This is a genomic window from Janthinobacterium aquaticum (assembly GCF_009208565.1).
GTDB lineage: Bacteria > Pseudomonadota > Gammaproteobacteria > Burkholderiales > Burkholderiaceae_D > Janthinobacterium.
Window position 1 is genome coordinate 141,909 of record NZ_WFLK01000001.1, and the last position, 17,492, is coordinate 159,400.

The window sequence follows — 17,492 nt, forward strand, 5'->3', positions numbered from 1 at the left end:
ATGTTGTCGGATTACGGCCCGCAGGGCCTAATCCGACCTACAGCTGCCACAAACGCAGCGGCAGCAATCCCCACCAGGCCAGCACCAGCAACAACTGCAAGGCTGCCAGCAAGGCGAGCCAGTCGACTCTTTCTTGCGCAGTGGCGCCGCGCTCGCGCCAGCAGCGTGCCAGGCCGAACGCCACCGCCAGCGGCAGCGCAATGGTGGCCAACAGCAGCAGCACGCTGGCCGGCGAGACTTCGCCCAGCGACTGCCACGACTGCAAATAAAACAGCGGCAACGTCAACAGCAGCGCCAGTTCGGCCAGCAGCGGCGCAAACAGATGGTCGCGCCGGCTCAAGACACGCCTGGCGGCGCGCCACAATCCCACCAGCAGCACATACAGCAAGCCAATCACGCCCAGCGCCGCGCTGGCCCATAGCACCAGCATGCGCAGCATCGAGGCGCGCTCCCAGGTGTGCAGGCCGTCGCTGATCACATGGCGCCCTTCGCTTTGCAGCAGCACGTGCGAGGCAGCGCTGCGGTCGCTGGCGCGAAACAGCATGCCGTCCACCGGTTCGAGCTCCTTCGGCTCGCCCTGGAACGGAATCAGATACATATTGTCGCCGTCCCATTTCAGGCGCAGAAAACCAAATACCGTATCGACCCAGGCCATGCCGGCCAGGCCGCCGGAAGCCGGCACATAGACGCCCTGCCAGTTTTCCACCGTGGGCGCCGGCGTGCCGCGCGGGGCTGGCGCGCGCAGCGGCAGGTCAAGCTCGCGCAGCAGCAAACGGTTGAAGCGCTCGTAGTCGGCCTGTTCCACGTCAGCGTTAAAGCCGATAAAGTAGGCGCTTTTCTGTTCGGGGAAAATGCACAGCATGGCGCGAAAGCCCACCGTGGTGCCAGGATGGCAGGCGCCGGACACATTGTGGCGGTCGCGCGTGGCCAGCGCCAGGCCATGGCCGGCCAAGAGGCCCGCCTGCGCCGCATCGGTGCCTTCTGGCGTGGCCAGCGCTGCCATCAACCCGGGAGCCACCAGCACCTGGTCGCCAGCCTTGCCGTCTCCGAGCAGGAACTGCGCAAGCCTGGCCATATCGGCTGCCGTGGTAGTGAACTGTCCGGCCGGGCGCAGATACAGCGGCACGGCCGGCTGCGTCCGGCCGTGCTCGAAGTGCCCCATCGCCAGGCGCGGGTCGACCTGCACGCCCAGCTGGCCGCCCGGGCGCGGCCCGGTTTGCGTGACAAAACCGAAGGTGCTGTCGCGCATGCCGAGCAGCGGCAGCAGGTGCGCGTCGAGATAGCTTTCATAGCGCTGGCCGGCAATCTTTTCAATCACCATGCCCAGCACGCCATAGCCCATGTTGGAATAGGCATAGCGGCTGCCGGGCCGGGTGCGCACGCGCAGCAGCCGGCTGCCGTCGAGCGCCTCGGCCAGCGGCGTATCGGGTGTGGGTTTGCTGCTGAAAGCCTGCCAGAAGCGGATATTATCGAGTCCTGCCGTATGGTCCAGCAAGTGGCGGATACGCACCGGGTCGCTGGCCTGCCAGCGATTGTTGATGGCCAGTTCGGGCAATACTTCACTGACCGGCGTATCGAGCTGCAGCCGGTTTTCGGTAATCAGCTGCAACACGCCCAGCGCCAGCACCACCTTGGCCACGGAACCGACCTGTACCTTGGCGTCCGGCGCCATGGCGCTGTTGCTGCCGGCATTGGCCACGCCGGCAGCGCCCAGATTAACCCGCCCAGTGGGCAGCACTTCGCTCCATACAGCGCCAGCAAGACCCTCTTCCTTCAGCGCTGCCGTGATATCGCTGCGCAAGGCGCCGTCGGCCGCCTGGCTGCTCAAAGCCAGTACCAGGCCGCTTGCCAGCAGCAGGCAGCGCAGGCTGTTCCAGATTGATCGCTTCATGGCGTCCTTTCACGTTTTTTTTCAATCATATGCTGTCGTGCCGGTTTGATTGCTACAATCAAAACCCAGACCCTGGACCAGGAGCACCCATGACACAGCAGACAATTATTGATAACAATCCCGATATCCGTACCCAGCAGGCAAAAAACCTGGCCTGGTGGCTATATCTGATCCATGGCGCCAGCTTTGTGTTTTCGCTGGGCGCGTTTTCCTTTATTCCACTGATTATCAACTATGTGAAACAGGGCGAGTCGGCCGGCACCTTCGTGCACAGCCACCACAGCTGGCAGATCCGCTCGTTCTGGTGGTATCTGTTCTGGATGGTACTGGGCGGCGTGCTGTGGATCACGCTGATCGGCATCCCCGGCGCACTGCTGGTATGGGGCGTGGCCTGGCTGTGGAAAGCCTACCGCCTGCTGCGCGGCTTTATCGACCTCAACAACAACCAGGCAGTGCCGTAATGCTATAACGCCGCCAGGGCCTGCGCGATATCGGCGATCAGGTCCTGCGGCGACTCCAGCCCGATATTGAAACGCACCAGCTGGCCGCCCTGCTGCCAGCTGCGCCGCATGCCATGGAGCCGGTAAGGCATCACCAGGCTATGCGCGCCGCCCCAGCTATAGCCGATCTTGAACAGTGTCAAGGCATCGACAAACCGGTCGGTCTGCTGTTCCGTATAGCTGGCGTCAAACAGCACGGAAAACAAGCCCCCTGCCCCCGTGAAGTCGCGCTGCCAGATGGCGTGCCCCGGACAGTCCTCGAACGCCGGATGCAGCACGCTGGCAATCTCGGGCCGGCTTTTCAGCCAGGCAGCCACGCTGCGCGCGCCGGCGTCATGGGCATCGAAGCGCAGCTTCATGGTCGGCAGGCTGCGCAGCACCAGATAAGCATCGTCTGCTCCGACACCCAGCCCCAGGCGCATATGCGCCAGCGCCAGGCGGTCGTTGAGCTGCTTGTCGCGCGTGATGACGGCGCCCATCAGCACGTCCGAGCCGCCCGAGTGGTATTTGGTCAGCGCCTGCATCACGAAATCGACACCGAGATCAAAACCGCGCAGCGCCAGCCCGGCCGACCAGGTATTGTCCAGCCCGACGATCACGCCGCGCGCATGAGCGGCAGCGCAGATGGCGGGAATATCGGGCACTTCCATGGTCACCGAGCCGGGTGCTTCAGTCCAGATCAACCGCGTATTGGACTGTATCAGCTCGGCAATGCCGGCGCCGACCAGCGGGTCGTAATAGCGCGCCGTGATGCCGAAGTCCTGCGACAGCCAGCGCCCCAGTTCGCGGTTCGGGTAGTACACGTTTTCCGGCAGCAACACATCGTCGCCGCTTTTGAGCAGCGCAAAGTTGGCCATGGCAATCGCCGCCAGGCCGGACGGCGCCAGCAGGCAGTGCGTGCCGCCTTCGATCTCAGCCAGCCGCGCTTCAAGCGTAAAGGTGGTGGGCGTGCCGTGCAGGCCGTAGGTGTAGGCGCTTTTATCGTGCCAGTTACCTGAACGCATCGACGCCACGTCCTTGAACAGGACGGTCGAGGCATGGTGTATAGCCTGGGGAAAGGCGGCAAAACCTTGAGGCGCCGTGTAGTCGCTGTGGATCAGTGCAGTTTGCAGGGATTTGGTCTGGGTCATCGCTAGGGCTGTGGCACGTAAAAAAAGGCGGGCCAGCAATGACTGGTCCGCCCTGATTGTACGGGCTTTCGCCCTGTCACACCGCAGCAATGTTACATCTGCTTACGTCGATCTTACTCTGCAGCGCCCCACAGGTCATGCGCGTCGGCCGAGGTGATTTTCACGTCGACAAACTGGCCCACCGCCAGCTTGCGGTGCGGCTCGTACGGCGGCTTGACGTAGACCACGCCATCGATTTCCGGCGCATCGGCAGCCGAGCGGCCCACGCCGCCGGTGCGTGTAATTTCATCGATCAGCACGCGCACGGTCTTGCCAACCTTCGCTTGCAAACGCTTTTTCGAGATTTCTTCCTGCAACAGCATCACGCGGCCACGGCGCTCTTCGCGCACTTCTTCCGGCACCGGATTGGCGATCTCGTTGGCGGTAGCGCCTTCGACCGGCGAATAGGCAAAGCAGCCCAGGCGGTCGATCTGCGCTTCTTTCAGGAAGTCCAGCAGATATTCGAATTCCGCTTCCGTCTCGCCCGGGAAACCGGCAATAAAGGTCGAACGGATGGTCAGGTCCGGGTTGATCGCGCGCCAGGCCTGGATGCGGTCGAGGTTTTTCTCGCCGCTGGCCGGACGTTTCATGCGCTTCAGCACGTCCGGATGCGCATGCTGCATTGGAATATCGAGGTAAGGCAGGATATGGCCGCCGCTCATCATCGGGATGATCTGGTCAACGTGCGGATACGGATAGACGTAGTGCAGACGCACCCAGGCGCCGTACGACTTGGCCAGCTCGCCCAGCGCTTCGGTCAGCTGGGTCATATGGGTCTTGACGGGACGGCCGTTCCAGAAACCCGAACGGAACTTCACGTCCACGCCATAGGCCGAGGTATCCTGCGAAATGACCAGCAGTTCCTTGACGCCCGACTTGAACAGGTTTTCCGCTTCGATCATCAGTTCGCCGATCGGGCGCGACACCAGGTCGCCGCGCATCGACGGAATGATGCAGAAACTGCAGCGGTGGTTGCAGCCTTCGGAAATTTTCAGGTAGGCATAGTGCTTCGGCGTCAGCTTGATGCCTTGCGGCGGCACCAGGTCGAGGAACGGCGCGTGCGGCTTCGGCAGGTGCAGATGGACCGAATCCATCACTTCGGCCAGCGCGTGCGGACCGGTTACCGACAGCACCTTCGGATGCACTTTCATGATGATGTCGTCGCCGGCAGCATCTTTCTTGGCGCCCAGGCAACCGGTGACGATCACCTTGCCATTTTCAGCCAGCGCTTCGCCGATCGCATCGAGCGACTCCTGCACGGCCGCGTCGATAAAGCCGCAGGTGTTGACGATGACCAGGTCGGCGCCGTCATACGATTTCGCCGTTTCATACCCTTCGGCGCGCAGCTGGGTCAGGATCTGCTCGGAGTCGACCAGCGCTTTCGGGCAGCCGAGCGAAACAAAGCCGACTTTCGGCGCGGCACCTGGCATGGCCTGCAGGGCCTCTGGCTTGGCGGAAGGAGCAATACGGTGAATTTCAGACATAGTGGGCAGCTAGGAAAATGTAAGGCGAATCGGCTATTGTACCCCGAGCGGCCCTCCCCTGTCAGCGGCGGCCTGGTTTTGCTGCGGCAGATGCAACAGAACTGGCAACAGAGTTTGTAACGCCAAAGGCGTCAGTGCCCAGGGTGAATTGCAAAGCAAGAAGCGGATGGCGCACGCGCTTCAATGATGGTCTGATGTCATTTTCAGGCAAACAGGAGTGTCACCATGCAGTTTCGTATCCGCGGTCTTTCACCCGAACCGTTCCAGCGTTTTTTTGGCCTGCCTGAGGCCGAGTTGCAGGCACAGGGCATACACCGTTATATCGTTGACGAAAAGCCAGGCTTTCCCGATCGCATAGAGCTGCGCGATGCCGAAGTGGGCGAAACGGTACTGCTGCTTAACCATGTTTGCCTGGACGCCATGACGCCATACCGCGCCTCCCACGCCATTTTCGTACGCGAAGGCGCCAGCAATACTTACGATGCAGTCAATCAGGTGCCTGAGTCGATGCGGTGTCGCCTGTTGTCGCTGCGCGGCTACTCTGCCGGCGCAATGATGCTTGAAGCTGACGTGGTCGAAGGCACGGCGATTGAAACCGTGATCGAGCAGATTTTTGCCAATCCGGAGGTCAGCTATATCCACGTTCACAACGCCAGGCGCGGCTGCTACGCTGGCCGGATTGACAGGGTGCAGGCAAGTGCGGAAAGCTAGGAAACCGCGCCACAAAAGCAGAGGAACGCCGAGCTATCAAGCCACGCCAGCAGCAAGCGACTTAGGCCGCCGCGCAAGCAGCTGCGACAGCCGTTGCAACCCCGCCTGCAAACGTGCGCGGTCCTTGATGCTGCCCAGCGAAATCCGGATGGCGTTGACGGTGACATTGCCGATGGCGAACTGCTCTGCCGGGGTCACGGCAATACCTTCGCTGCCGGCGACACTGGCCAGTTGCATGGAGTTCCAGTAGGCAGGCAGTTCTAGCCACACATGCAGGCCGTCTTCGGCGCCGCTGTTGCGCCCGGACAGAATATCGAGTGCCATGCGGTGGCGCAGGCGTGCTTCCTTGCGTATGCCTGCCATCAAGGTGGCAGCCGAACCGTCAAGTATCCACTGCGTGGCCAGCGCGGCCGTCAGCGGCGCGACCATCAGCGCAAATGACCTGAGCGCCGCCAGGAAGCGTTCGCGCTCGGGCGCCTCGCGTATCAGCACATAGGCCACCCGCAGGCCCGGTGTCAGGCATTTCGACAGGGTCGATACATACACCGCCTGCTGCGCGGCAAATGTGGCAAGCGGCGGTGGCGGCGCGTCGGCCAGCAGCCAGTAGGGATCGTCCTCGATAATGCGCACCTGGCAGCGCTGCGCAACGCTGGCAAGCTCCTTGCGCCGGTGCACCGGCATGGTGACGGCGGTCGGGTTCTGCAGGGTCGGATTGAGATAGACCAGCCCGACCCTGTGCTGGCGGCAGGCCTGCTCAAGCAGTTCGGGCAGCATGCCGTGCTGGTCTGTTTCGACCGCAACAATGCGCCGCCCGAATTGCGCCGCCGCAGTGCGCAGGCCGGGATAACTGATGGGCTCGGCCAGGATCACGTCGCCAGGCTCGGTCAGCGCCAGGATCGATGCCGCAATCGCTGCCTGTGCACCGGAACAGACGATGACCTGCGCGCAATCGACGTGCCCGAACATCGGCTCCAGCCATTTCGCCCCTGCCCTGCGGTCGGAATCGCTGCCGCCGGCCAGGTGGTAGGTCATCAGCAATTCGCTATCCGCCCTCAGCAGCACCTGCGACAGTCCCTGTTTCAGCAGATCGTCAAAGTCCACGCCCTCGGGGGGCGGCGGGGTATTCATGCTCAGGTCGAGAACCGAGCTCAATTCGACTTTGGGCGCGGCAACGTAAGTGCCGCGGGCGCCGCGCCCTTCGAGCAGATGGCGCCGCCTGGCTTCATCGTAGGCACGCGTGATGGTAGTCAGATCGACATCCAATTGCGCAGCCAGCTGGCGCTGGGGCGGCAGGCGGTCACCTGGCAGCAACGAGCCGTCTGCCAGCGCGGCCTGCAAGGCATCGGCTATCTGCAGGAACCGGGGCCCTTTGCTGGCGACCAGCTGCGGCAGCCAGCCTGGCGGCTTTTCATCTTGTATGGTTTTCAACTGGGACATTTTGTCTCAATGTATGGATATTGCTTTCAGGTAGTATGCTTCAGAACGTGCAGCAATGCTATCGTCGAAACGCCTGAAAGATGCCTTTCAGATGGCTGCAATCGATGGCCGCTGCCGAAGCAATGCCCTGAGGCCAAGTTCCTCATAATAGTTTGTGTCAAGTTAGAAGCTGGAAAGAATCAAAAAATGGATTGGATCCCTATCGTCCTGGTGACATTCAAGGCCCTCGTGCTGGCTACGGGCATGTTTTACGCCATCAAGTGGCATTACGATCAAGGCAAGAAGAAAAAGGATCCGGCGGCAGAACAGCGCGCAGTGCTGCGGGCCAGCGGCAAGGTGATTGCCATCTTCCTGCTGTTGCTGCTGGTGGTCGGGCTCGGCACCTACTACGTGGTCAAGATGGTCGGACTGGAAACGGTCATGTAGTTAGGGCAAACAACTGGCCGCAGGCGAGGCGGCAACCACGCCAACTCGCCTGCGGCCATCGTCCTTACATGGCTGCCTTGCGCAAGGCAGCCGCACGCTTTTCCACATCAGGCCATACGGGACGCTTCGCGATGTCCACGCGGATGTAGGCGGCCAGCGCAGCGATCTGCGCATCGGTCAGCGCGCTGGCAAATGGCGGCATATAGCGCGAAGCCTGTCCGGTGGAGCGTCCTGTTTCCAGCGGCATGCCTTCAAGCAGTACCTGGATCAGGTTATCGGGCCGCTCGCCGGCTACCGCGGTGGCCAGTGCCAGCGGTGAGCGCGCCGATGGCAAGCCGCCAGCCGGCGCGGCGCCATGGCAGGTGGCGCAGGCGCCGGCAAACAGCGTTGCGCCCAGCTTGAGTTGCCCCGAATCGGCCTGCAGCGCCGGCGCGCCCGGCTTGGGCGGCGCGGCAGTCTGCAATGTCATCAGATAACGGGCCATGGCCTGCGCATCTTCCTGCGGTACGCTGGCCAGGCTGTGAGTGACGGGCGCCATCGGCCCGCCGGCCGCGCCATGTTCGGGCGAATAGCCATGGCGCAGGTACAGCGCCAGCTGTTGCTGATTCCACGGCGTCGGCCGGTCCAGCAAGGTCGTCAGCGCCGGCGCATCCCAGCCATCGACATTGCCGCCACCGAAGGCCGGGCTGCCCTCGCCGCCGATCGGATTCAGGCTGCTGTGGCACGAGGCGCAGTGTCCGAGGCCGTTGACCAGGTAGCGGCCACGGTTCCAGGTTGCGTCCTGGCTGGCATCGTCCGCCTGCGCACCGCTGCGCAGGTACAGCAGATTCCAGCCTGCCAGCAGCGGGCGAAATCGCAGCGGCAACGGCAAGTCGTTGGCAGGCGGCTTTGCATCGACCGCTTCGCGGCTCATCAAAAAGGCATAGGCGTCGGCAATATCGGCATCCGTCATTTTCGTGTAATGAATGTACGGGAAGGCCGGATACAGCAGATGGCCGTCGCGCGCCACGCCTTGGCGCACCGCACGCGTAAAGGCTGCCAGCGACCAGTCGCCGATACCGTTACCCTCGCCGTTCGCATCCACATGCGGCGTGATATTGGTGGTGTAGAGCGTGCCGAAAGGCGTGCGCAGCGCCCGGCCGCCCGCAAATGGCGTGCCGTCCTTACTGGTATGGCACACCATGCAGTCGCCCAGCGCCACGATGCGCGCACCACGCGCCACCGCGCCCTGGTCCAGCATGGCCGATGCGACGGGTGCGACTGGCGCAATCGCCGGCTGCCAGGCAAATGCCAGCGCACCAGCCACCCCCACCACGACTACTGTCAGCGCGATTGTCCATTTCCTGTTCATGCCTGGCCTCCTGCAATCAGATCGGCGGCGCGCACCGGCGTGCTGTACAAGCGCTTGCCGGTGGCGGCGAAAATGGCGTTGGCAAACGCCGGCCCGAAGGTGGCAGTGCCGGGCTCGCCGATGCCGCCCGGCGGCTCCTCGCTGTCGACGATTTCAAGCACCACCTGCGGCGCCTCGGGCATGCGCAGGGCCTGGTAGTCATGAAAATTGCTTTGCTGGACGCGCCCGTCCTGGTGCGTAATTTCGCCATACAGCATGGCGGTCAGGCCGAAGTTGATGCCGCCCTGGATCTGCGCGGCCACCGTATCGGGATTGACGATGCTGCCGCAATCGACCACGCATACCACGCGCTGCACGCTAACGGCGCCGTCCATGCCAACCGACAGGTCAACCACCTGCGCCATATAGGTATTCCAGGCATACAGCAAGGCGATGCCGCGCCCGGTGCGCGCCAGCATGCCCGGCGGTGTTTTCTGCTTGCCGCCCCAGCCGGCCAGTTTGGCCGCACGCGTGAGCACATGGGCCGCGCGCGGTTTGTCCTTGAGCATGGCCAGCCGGTATGCCAGTGGATCGTGCCTGGCGCGGTGCGCCAGTTCGTCGATAAAGCTCTCGAGCACGAACAGATTGCGCGTCGGCCCCACGCCGCGCCAGAAGCCGGTCGGCACCGGCCCGTCTTCGCGCGTGTACTCCACTTTCACGTTTGCAATCGCGTAGCTGAGATTGGCCGAGCCCTCGACGGCGGCCAGGTCAAGGCCATCGCGCAGCAGGCCCGGTGAAAAAGGCGCGATATTCGACGGCCCTGCCAGCTTGTGGAACAGCGCCAGCGGCCAGCCGTCCTCACCGACCGAAGCCGACACCACATGGTGGTAAAAACCGCGATACACATCGTGCTGCATGTCCTCCTCGCGCGTCCACGTCACCTTCACGGGCCCCTTGACCTGGCGGCCGATCAGCGCGGCCTGCTCGATAAAGTCGCTGTGCAGGCGGCGCCCGAACGCGCCGCCGAGCAGATAGCCATTGAGCGTAATCTGCTCCGGCGCCAGATTCAGCCGTCTGGCCACTGCATCGCGCGCGCGGGCCGGTATCTGCGTGCCGACCCACAACTCGGCGCGGTCAGTCTGCACATGCACGGTGCAGTTGATCGGCTCCATCGGCGCGTGCGCCAGCATCGGATTGGTATAGGTGGAGGTATGACGCTGGGTGCCGGATGCCATCGCCAGCACGCTGGCCGCGTCGCCGTCGTTGCGCGCCACCTTGCCTGGCTGCGCTGCCGCCTGCGCCATGATGGCGGCAATGCCGGCGGTGGACAGGCCGGCATTTTCTCCGTTGTCCCAGGTGATGGCCAGCGCCGCCACGCCCTGGCGCGCATACCAGGTATTGTCGGCGATAACGGCCACCGCATCGTCGAGGCGCACCACGTCGCGCACGCCAGGCAAGGCGCGCGCGCGGCTATCGTCGACCGACTTGAGCTTGCCGCCAGCGACAGGACAGGCCGCCACCGAGGCAAACAGCATCCCCGGCAACACCACATCGATGCCGAACTGCGCGCTGCCGTCGACCTTGCCGCGCGTGTCCAGGCGCTTTTGCGGGGTGCCCAGCAGCTTGAAGTCGCGTTTGGCCTTGAGCGGCACGGGCACTGCCGGCAGCGGCAAACCGGCCGCCGTCGCGATCAGTGCACCATAAGCGATCTGGCGCTTCGAGGCCGCGTGATGGACCACGCCGTGCGCCGCATGGCAGCTTTCCGGCGCAACGCCCCAGCCCTGCGCCGCAGCGCTGACCAGCAGCGTGCGCACCGTGGCGCCGGCCTGGCGCAGCGGCAGCCACAGTGTCTGGATGCTCAGCGAGCCTCCCGTAAACTGGTCGTGACGCGCGCCGCCGTACAAGGCCACATCGGGCGGCGCATGGCGCAGGCGCACCTGATCGAGGCCGATTTCCAGCTCTTCGGCGATCAGCATCGGCAGCGAGGTGTAAGTGCCCTGCCCCATTTCGATTTTCGGCATGGTCAGCGTCACGCTGCCATCGCTGTGGATGGAGATAAAGGCATTCGGGTCGAACTGGCCCGCAACAGGGGCGGCAGCGGCGTACTCGCCCGCGCCCGGCAGCAGTCCCAGGACCCAGGCGCCGCCGACCAGGCCCGCGCTTTTCAAAAACAGGCGCCGCGAAGGCGATGGCTGCAGTGCGCCGCTCATGACTTGCTTTCTTTAAGCGCAGGCGACAACACCGCCTGGTGTATCGCCAGCTTGATGCGCTGGTAGGTGCCGCAGCGGCAGATATTGCCGCTCATCGCGGCATCGATATCGGCGTCGGTCGGCGCGTGGTTCTTTGCCAGCAGCGCCGAAGCGGACATGATCTGGCCCGACTGGCAGTACCCGCATTGCACCACCTCGGCAGCCAGCCACGCCGCCTGCACGGCGCGCCCGCTCGGCGTGGCGCCGACGCCTTCGATGGTGGTGATTTTCCGGCCCACGGCCGCCTGTACCGGCAGCACGCACGAGCGCGCGGCCTCGCCGTCGATATGCACGGTGCACGCCCCGCACAGCGCCATGCCACAGCCAAATTTGGTACCTGTCATGTGCGCCGCATCGCGCAGCACCCACAGCAGCGGCATCTCGGGCGTCACGTCAAAACTGCGCTCGCTGCCATTAATATTGAGTGTCACCATCGTCTATCCCCGGTAAATATGCCGGCGCGGCTTGATGCCGCGTCCACGCTACCGGAGCTAGCTTGACAGTGACAGTCAGGCAAGCACACTGCCAAAAGACAGGGAGCCCGCCGCTTTTCCAAGGTTTGGATCAGTCTGGCAATGCAATCCGCAGCATGGGCCAGGCCGCTTGCCAGTTCTTGCAATGGATGCGATCGGCGTAAAGCGCCTGCTTGCCTGCCAGGAAGCGCTCTGTCGGCCGGACAATCAAGTCAAACAGGTCATGCAGGCCGAAAGGCGCAGCAACCTCGATGCTGCCCTGGCGACCGAGCCGCACACCCACGGCAGTGGCCGTTTCCGGCCAATGGCGCATCGCATCAGAAGCGTTCAGGTAAGGCAGATCCGCATTGCGTTCATGCATGCGCGCCTGGTTCTTGACCGACCAGCCCAGCGTGGCGTCGCACGCCCTCAGGCGCGACTCGAGCATGGCGTCATGCTCCTGTGTGGCGTTGCCTGGATCGTGCCAGATCACGTCGATATCGTCAGGCAATGGCGAAGGGGAACGCTGATGCAGATAATCCCAGACAGCGCTGCGCACAAAGCCTGCAGCAACCCAGCAATCGGGCAGGTCGAGCTCTTGTGCAAGTTGAAGAACATGCATGCGCTGGCGATCTGCTGCAATAATATCCTGCAGCCGGGCGAGCAGTTCCCCGCTCATTTCCTGCCCACCTTGCTGTGTGAAGAACGGCGCATGTCAGGCCTGGGCCAGGCAAATTGTGATCTCGACAGCACTTCCCGACTGGCACGGCTGCCACCCCTGGCTCAGTGCCTGGCGTATGGCGCGCTCCACGATGGAGGGCGTAATAGCAGGTGACCTATTGCCCAGCCAGATATCCGGGTAGGCCATATCTGTCTTCACCCGCAGCGTGGTGCGCCCGCCCAGTTCCGCCTCAACCGCGAAAGACATATTGGACTCTGTCAGGGCCGCTGTCAGCGCAGGCTGGCTGACGGACCAGCGATAGGATAATGCATCGACCGTGATCCGGCGGCTTCCCTTTTTTGGAATAGACATCACACTCCTGATGACAGGCGCACAAAGCAGCGCCAAAAACAAAACGGCACAGTCTATGCTGTGCCGTTATTGACTGCCAAGCCTGAAGCGGCTTATTTTTTGTCCGTTGGCGGCACTGGCGGCACGAACGGGAAAGCGCCGAACAGATTCTTGCTCTGGTTTTGCATCTGTTCCTGCATCTGCACGAACAGGCTCTTGCTCTGGTCGATGTAGTTGTTCATCATGCCTTGCATCATCGGGCCCTGGACGTTCATAAACTGGGTCCACATTTCAGGGCTGAACGGCTTGCCGTCGAAGCTGCCGGCCGAGGTGCCGGTGAATTTATGCTGGATATCGGTAAACGCCTGCACGTTCTTTTCCAGGTAGGAACCCATCATGCCCTGCATGGCGTGGCCATAGTAGCGGATGATCTGCGACAGCACGCCGCTGGAAAACATGGGCGCGCCGTTCGCTTCTTCTTCCAGAATGATCTGCAACAGGATGCTGCGTGTCAGATCTTCGCTGGACTTGGCGTCGACGACCGTGAATTCTTCATTATCCAGCACCAGTTGCTTGACATCGGTCAAGGTGATGTAGGAACTGGTCTGCGTATCGTACAGACGGCGATTAGGGTATTTCTTAATCAGGCGGTCACTACTTTTTTTAACACTACTCATCACAGGTCCCACTTATTGCGCCGCAACGCATACTGAGTTATTCCGAAAAAAAGCGAACGGGTGGTTCGCTTTCGCAGCGTCCTACTTTTTGCATTATAGAGTGGAAAACAACACGCGCACACAATCGTGCGGAAGATTCCCGAAATTATTGCAACGCAACTAAAAGTAGGCTCTTGACAAGGCAACCATAGTAGACTGCCCCATCAAGTGGCAAGCTTGCAAGCTAGTCGGCCCTGACCTTGACGTAGCGTCCGGGCGCCGCCTCGATGGGCGCATAGCGCTTGCTGCCCGGCTTGGCCGGCGCCTTGACTTCGGCGCCGCCATGCTGCGCCAGGAAAGCCGCCCATTCGGGCCACCAGCTGCCAGCGTGTTCGGTGGCGCCTTCCAGCCACTGCTCGGCCCCTTGCACCACAGCTTTTGCCTTTGCCGAGCGCGACGGCTTGGCAGGATCATTGGTCCAGTAGCTGCGCTTTTTCTTCGAGGCCGGGTTGATTACACCGGCAATATGGCCGGAAGCGCCCAGGATAAAACGGTTGGCGCCTGGCTTTTTCGGGTTCAGCACGGCCATGCTGGCATACGCCGCGCCCCACGGCACGATATGATCCTCACGCGAGCCGTAGATAAACGCAGGCGCGTCGATGCTCGACAGGTCGACCTTTTCGCCGGCCACCGTCAGCTTGCCCGGCACTTTCAGGCTGTTTTCCAGATAGGTATTGCGCAAGTACCAGCAAAACATCGGACCAGGCAGGCTGGTGCCATCGCTGTTCCAGTACAGCAGGTCGAAAGCAACGGGTTCTTTCCCTTTGAGGTAGTTTGACTGCACATAGTTCCATACCAGGTCGTTCGGCCGCAGACTGGAAAAAGTGCTGCCCAGGTCGCGCCCGGACATCAGGCCGCCCTTGGCCAGCGTCTGCTCGCGCAGCGCCACCTGTGGCTCGTCGATAAACACTTCGAGCGCGCCGGTATCGCAGAAATCAAGGAAGGTGGTCAGCAGCGTCAGGCTGGCCGCCGGGTTTTCACCGCGCGCCTTCAGCACGGCCAGCGCGGTCGAGACGATGGTGCCGCCCACGCAAAAGCCGAACATATTGAGCTGATCCTGGCCAGAAATGGCCTGGGTGACGCGGATCGCCTCGATCACGCCCTGCTCCACATAGTCGTCCCAGGTCACATGCTGCATGCTGTGGTCGGCATTGCGCCAGGACATCAGGAACACGGTATTGCCCTGCTCGACCGCATAGCGCACCAGCGAGTTTTCCGGTTGCAAGTCGAGGATATAGTATTTGTTGATGCATGGCGGCACCATCAACAGCGGCCGCTGGTGCACCGTTGGGGTCGCTGGCGCATACTGGATCAGCTGAAACAGTTCATTTTCAAATACCACCGTGCCAGGCGTGGTGGCCACGTTGCGGCCCACTTCGAACGCTGATTCGTCAGACTGCGAAATGCGCCCTTTCTGCATATCGGCCAGCATATTGGACAGGCCGCGGGTCAGGCTCTCGCCCTTGGTCTCGATCAGAGTCTGCTGCGCATCGGGATTGGTGGCCAGGAAATTGGCCGGCGACATGGCGTCGACGATCTGCTGCACCGCAAAGCGGATCTTCTGTTTCTGGTGCGGCGTCGCCTCGACGGCGTCGGCCATGGCGCTCAGGAATTCGCCGTTGAGCAGGTAGGCCGCGGCATTGAAGGCCGACAGCGGGCTGGCGTGCCAGGCCGGCGCGGCAAAGCGGCGGTCCTTCAGTTCAGGCGTCTTGCCGCCCACGAAGTCGCCCCACAACGCCGTCAGCTTTGACATATACGCATTTTTCAGCTGCTCGACCACTTCCGGCTTGATGCTGGCGCCGGCATCCTGCAAAATGCCGGCAAGCGGATTGGCCGGGGCCTGCGGCACCATCTTGAACCAGCTATTCCATTGATTGGGATCACTCAATTGCGCTATCCACTCTTTGCTCATCGCCTGAGGATCGGGCATATTCATATGGTTCAGTCCATTCAAAAGTGAAACAACGATGTTTGCTACCCTTACTGATTGCCAACAACAATGATGCTGATGACTGCCATCGCCTGGATCTATGTGGTCGGCCTGATGGCGCTGACCGAGCCTTCCATTGTTGCCGGGCTGATGACCTTTCTGCTGTACTGCGTCATTCCGCTGTCGATCCTATTCTATCTGACCGGTTCGGGGCGACGCAAACGCAAGGCGGCGCGCCGTGCTGCCACTGGTACTGAAGATAAAACAAAAACGGCAGACACCTGAGTGTCTGCCGCCATGAAAACTAAAGATTACTTGCGCCAGATCAAACTGGCCTGTCGCCCCGTGACGCCATCGCGCCGGTAGGAATAAAACCGCGCTGCATCGCTGACGGTGCAGTATTGCCCACCAGATACTTGCTTCACGCCCGCCCGCAACAGCATCATGCGCGCCAATGCGTAGATATCTGCGAGGTATTTGCCGTCTCTGCCTGGCGCCGCTACAAAAGCTTGCGTAACCGCCTGCCGCTCGCCATCATCTTGCGCACCGTCGAGATAGGCCTGCAGCACTTCCTGCCCTACTTCAAACTGCTGCGGACCGATAGCCGGCCCCAGCCAGGCCAGTATTTCGCCAGCACCGCGCTCGCGCATGGCCTCTACCGTGCGTTGCAGCACGCCAGCAGCCAGGCCGCGCCAGCCAGCGTGGGCCGCGCCCACCACCTGGCCATCTTGCGAACTGAACAGCACCGGCAGGCAGTCGGCTGTCATCACCAGGCACACGGCGCCTGGCGTGCTGGCCACGCTGGCATCGGCTTCCGGTGTACCGTCAAATGGCAGCGCGCCATCCACCACTGCCACCCCATGCACTTGCGACAGCCAGGCAGGCGTGCCCGGCAGCACCGCTTGCAGCAGCGCGCGGTTGGCGGTAACCGCCGCCGCATTATCGCCCACATGCACGCCCAGGTTCAGGCCGCCGCCACCCTGCCCATCGCCATAGGGCGCCTGGCTGACGCCGCCAAGGCGCACGGTCGACAGCGCGCCCACATTGGCCGGCAAGCCGGGCCAGTCGGGCACGATGCCGGGAAAATCGACGCGGGCGTCAGCCATTACACCGCTTCCGGCTCTTCGATGCCGGCTGAGGCAATCAGTTCGGCAAAGTCATCGGCCAGCGGCACGATCCATTCGCAGTCTTCCCCCGTGCCCGGATGCACCAGGCCCAGGCGGCGCGCCTGCAGCGCCTGGCGCGGGAACACCGGCACCAGGTGCGGCTTGCCATACACAGCATCACCCACCAGCGCAAAGCCGAGATGCTGCATGTGTACGCGAATCTGGTGGGTGCGGCCCGTTTCCAGGCGGCATTGCACCAGGCTGACCGGGCGACGGTCCAGCTCGCCAGTTTCCAGCACTTCATAATGCGTAATGGCCGGCTTGGCGGTAAAGTTTTGCGATACAGCCATCTTGACGCGCTCGCGCGGGTGGCGCGCAATCGACGCATCGATGGTGCCGGACTCGCGCGGCGTGCCCCATACCAGCGCAAAATATTCGCGCTTGACGGTGCGCGCCTGCAGCTGGCGCACCAGGTCGGTCTGCGAAGCCAGCGTCTTGCCAACCACCATCAGGCCGCTGGTATCCTTGTCCAGCCGGTGCACAATGCCGGCGCGCGGCACGCCCACCAGTTGCGGGCAATGATGCAGCAGGCCGTTGAGCAAAGTGCCCGACCAATTGCCGGCGCCCGGATGCACGACCAGGCCGGCCGGTTTGTTGATGACGATGATATGCTCGTCCTCGTGCACGATATTGAGGGCAATTTCTTCTGGCTTGTAGGCAGCGTCTTCCGGCGCGCTCTGCGGCAGGATCACGACTTTTTCATCGCCATAGGCGGTCATGTTACGCTTGGCAACTTTGCCGTCAACGCTGATAAAGCCGTCTTCCAGCCACAGTTGCAGACGGCTGCGCGAGTATTGCGGCACCAGCTTGGAGATGACCTTGTCGAGGCGGTGGCCGCAGGCGTCGGGCGTCAGTTGCAGTTCGATCGGCGCCAGTTCGTCAACGGCGTCATCGCCGCCAAAATCGCCATCAAACACATCATCGCCATCCTGTTCGGAAGAGGAGTCAAACACGGGGTCCGCCAAATTAGGCTTCGGAGTTAATATCACAGCATTCCCATCGGCTATAATCAGCCTATT

The 17,492-nt window shown here is 62.4% G+C and carries 17 protein-coding genes; 4 read left to right on the forward strand and 13 right to left on the reverse strand.

Annotated features, from left to right (window positions below; translation table 11 throughout):
* Positions 1–37: 37 nt before the first annotated feature.
* Positions 38–1,891, reverse strand: a complete 1,854-nt coding sequence (locus GCM43_RS00575) for a serine hydrolase domain-containing protein (protein WP_152241577.1) — start codon at positions 1,889–1,891, stop codon at positions 38–40.
* 89 nt (positions 1,892–1,980) lie between these two features.
* On the opposite strand from GCM43_RS00575, the gene GCM43_RS00580 reads away from it, so the two are divergent.
* Positions 1,981–2,352, forward strand: a complete 372-nt coding sequence (locus GCM43_RS00580) for a DUF4870 family protein (RefSeq protein ID WP_152241578.1) — start codon at positions 1,981–1,983, stop codon at positions 2,350–2,352.
* A 2-nt stretch (positions 2,353–2,354) separates the two neighbouring features.
* On the opposite strand, the gene GCM43_RS00585 is transcribed toward GCM43_RS00580, so the two are convergent.
* Together GCM43_RS00585 and rimO are read right to left on the reverse strand one after the other, a co-directional pair.
* A complete protein-coding gene (locus tag GCM43_RS00585) occupies positions 2,355–3,521 on the reverse strand; it encodes a cystathionine beta-lyase (protein WP_152241579.1) in 1,167 nt (388 codons plus the stop codon).
* Between the two features lie 113 nt (positions 3,522–3,634).
* Positions 3,635–4,990 carry a 30S ribosomal protein S12 methylthiotransferase RimO gene (rimO, locus tag GCM43_RS00590; protein WP_152241994.1) on the reverse strand — a complete coding sequence of 452 codons (1,356 nt, stop codon included), beginning with the start codon at positions 4,988–4,990 and terminating at the stop codon, positions 3,635–3,637.
* 279 nt (positions 4,991–5,269) lie between these two features.
* Between rimO and GCM43_RS00595 the strand changes: the two genes are divergently transcribed.
* Positions 5,270–5,755, forward strand: a complete 486-nt coding sequence (locus GCM43_RS00595; protein ID WP_152241580.1) for a DUF1203 domain-containing protein — start codon at positions 5,270–5,272, stop codon at positions 5,753–5,755.
* 36 nt (positions 5,756–5,791) lie between these two features.
* Here the strand turns inward: GCM43_RS00595 and GCM43_RS00600 are convergent, their stop codons facing one another.
* The gene (locus GCM43_RS00600) at positions 5,792–7,192 is read right to left on the reverse strand and encodes an aminotransferase-like domain-containing protein (RefSeq protein ID WP_193315484.1); all 1,401 of its coding nucleotides are present in this window, start codon (positions 7,190–7,192) and stop codon (positions 5,792–5,794) included.
* 186 nt (positions 7,193–7,378) lie between these two features.
* On the opposite strand from GCM43_RS00600, the gene GCM43_RS00605 reads away from it, so the two are divergent.
* Positions 7,379–7,618, forward strand: coding sequence for a hypothetical protein (locus tag GCM43_RS00605; RefSeq protein WP_152241581.1), 240 nt, complete (start codon positions 7,379–7,381; stop codon positions 7,616–7,618).
* Between the two features lie 64 nt (positions 7,619–7,682).
* On the opposite strand, the gene GCM43_RS00610 is transcribed toward GCM43_RS00605, so the two are convergent.
* From GCM43_RS00610 to phaC, 7 genes are all read right to left on the reverse strand, one after another.
* Positions 7,683–8,969 (reverse strand): c-type cytochrome, encoded by a 1,287-nt coding sequence (locus GCM43_RS00610; protein ID WP_152241582.1) that lies wholly within the window; start codon positions 8,967–8,969, stop codon positions 7,683–7,685.
* A complete protein-coding gene (locus GCM43_RS00615; RefSeq protein ID WP_152241583.1) occupies positions 8,966–11,158 on the reverse strand; it encodes a xanthine dehydrogenase family protein molybdopterin-binding subunit in 2,193 nt (730 codons plus the stop codon). The genes GCM43_RS00610 and GCM43_RS00615 overlap by 4 nt, the downstream gene beginning before the upstream one ends.
* Positions 11,155–11,631, reverse strand: a complete 477-nt coding sequence (locus GCM43_RS00620) for a (2Fe-2S)-binding protein (protein ID WP_152241584.1) — start codon at positions 11,629–11,631, stop codon at positions 11,155–11,157. Before GCM43_RS00620 ends, GCM43_RS00615 begins: the two co-directional genes overlap by 4 nt.
* A 130-nt stretch (positions 11,632–11,761) precedes the next feature.
* The gene (locus GCM43_RS00625) at positions 11,762–12,271 is read right to left on the reverse strand and encodes a nucleotidyltransferase family protein (protein ID WP_226929254.1); all 510 of its coding nucleotides are present in this window, start codon (positions 12,269–12,271) and stop codon (positions 11,762–11,764) included.
* A gap of 93 nt (positions 12,272–12,364) precedes the next feature.
* Entirely contained in the window at positions 12,365–12,682 is a 318-nt protein-coding gene (locus GCM43_RS00630; protein ID WP_152241586.1) for a hypothetical protein, read from the reverse strand.
* A 92-nt stretch (positions 12,683–12,774) separates the two neighbouring features.
* Positions 12,775–13,338 (reverse strand): polyhydroxyalkanoate synthesis repressor PhaR, encoded by a 564-nt coding sequence (phaR, locus tag GCM43_RS00635; protein ID WP_152241587.1) that lies wholly within the window; start codon positions 13,336–13,338, stop codon positions 12,775–12,777.
* 223 nt (positions 13,339–13,561) lie between these two features.
* Positions 13,562–15,313, reverse strand: coding sequence for a class I poly(R)-hydroxyalkanoic acid synthase (phaC, locus tag GCM43_RS00640; protein ID WP_152241588.1), 1,752 nt, complete (start codon positions 15,311–15,313; stop codon positions 13,562–13,564).
* Between the two features lie 66 nt (positions 15,314–15,379).
* Between phaC and GCM43_RS00645 the strand changes: the two genes are divergently transcribed.
* Complete coding sequence (locus GCM43_RS00645) at positions 15,380–15,592, forward strand: hypothetical protein (protein ID WP_152241996.1); 213 nt, start codon at positions 15,380–15,382, stop codon at positions 15,590–15,592.
* Between the two features lie 26 nt (positions 15,593–15,618).
* On the opposite strand, the gene pgeF is transcribed toward GCM43_RS00645, so the two are convergent.
* Both pgeF and GCM43_RS00655 read right to left on the reverse strand, forming a co-directional pair.
* A complete protein-coding gene (gene pgeF, locus GCM43_RS00650) occupies positions 15,619–16,413 on the reverse strand; it encodes a peptidoglycan editing factor PgeF (protein ID WP_152241589.1) in 795 nt (264 codons plus the stop codon).
* Positions 16,413–17,426, reverse strand: a complete 1,014-nt coding sequence (locus tag GCM43_RS00655) for an RluA family pseudouridine synthase (protein WP_226929255.1) — start codon at positions 17,424–17,426, stop codon at positions 16,413–16,415. The genes pgeF and GCM43_RS00655 overlap by 1 nt, the downstream gene beginning before the upstream one ends.
* Positions 17,427–17,492: the final 66 nt, after the last annotated feature.

Coding starts and splice junctions, on each gene's coding strand:
- pgeF (WP_152241589.1), bottom strand. CDS start 16,413: ATGGCTGACGCCCGCGTCGATTTTCCCGGCATCGTGCCCGACTGGCCC.
- GCM43_RS00625 (WP_226929254.1), bottom strand. CDS start 12,271: ATGCATGTTCTTCAACTTGCACAAGAGCTCGACCTGCCCGATTGCTGG.
- GCM43_RS00585 (WP_152241579.1), bottom strand. CDS start 3,521: ATGACCCAGACCAAATCCCTGCAAACTGCACTGATCCACAGCGACTAC.
- GCM43_RS00630 (WP_152241586.1), bottom strand. CDS start 12,682: ATGTCTATTCCAAAAAAGGGAAGCCGCCGGATCACGGTCGATGCATTA.
- GCM43_RS00605 (WP_152241581.1), top strand. CDS start 7,379: ATGGATTGGATCCCTATCGTCCTGGTGACATTCAAGGCCCTCGTGCTG.
- rimO (WP_152241994.1), bottom strand. CDS start 4,990: ATGCCAGGTGCCGCGCCGAAAGTCGGCTTTGTTTCGCTCGGCTGCCCG.
- GCM43_RS00620 (WP_152241584.1), bottom strand. CDS start 11,631: ATGGTGACACTCAATATTAATGGCAGCGAGCGCAGTTTTGACGTGACG.
- GCM43_RS00615 (WP_152241583.1), bottom strand. CDS start 11,158: ATGAGCGGCGCACTGCAGCCATCGCCTTCGCGGCGCCTGTTTTTGAAA.
- GCM43_RS00645 (WP_152241996.1), top strand. CDS start 15,380: ATGCTGATGACTGCCATCGCCTGGATCTATGTGGTCGGCCTGATGGCG.
- GCM43_RS00600 (WP_193315484.1), bottom strand. CDS start 7,192: ATGTCCCAGTTGAAAACCATACAAGATGAAAAGCCGCCAGGCTGGCTG.
- GCM43_RS00580 (WP_152241578.1), top strand. CDS start 1,981: ATGACACAGCAGACAATTATTGATAACAATCCCGATATCCGTACCCAG.
- phaR (WP_152241587.1), bottom strand. CDS start 13,338: ATGAGTAGTGTTAAAAAAAGTAGTGACCGCCTGATTAAGAAATACCCT.
- phaC (WP_152241588.1), bottom strand. CDS start 15,313: ATGAATATGCCCGATCCTCAGGCGATGAGCAAAGAGTGGATAGCGCAA.
- GCM43_RS00575 (WP_152241577.1), bottom strand. CDS start 1,891: ATGAAGCGATCAATCTGGAACAGCCTGCGCTGCCTGCTGCTGGCAAGC.
- GCM43_RS00595 (WP_152241580.1), top strand. CDS start 5,270: ATGCAGTTTCGTATCCGCGGTCTTTCACCCGAACCGTTCCAGCGTTTT.
- GCM43_RS00610 (WP_152241582.1), bottom strand. CDS start 8,969: ATGAACAGGAAATGGACAATCGCGCTGACAGTAGTCGTGGTGGGGGTG.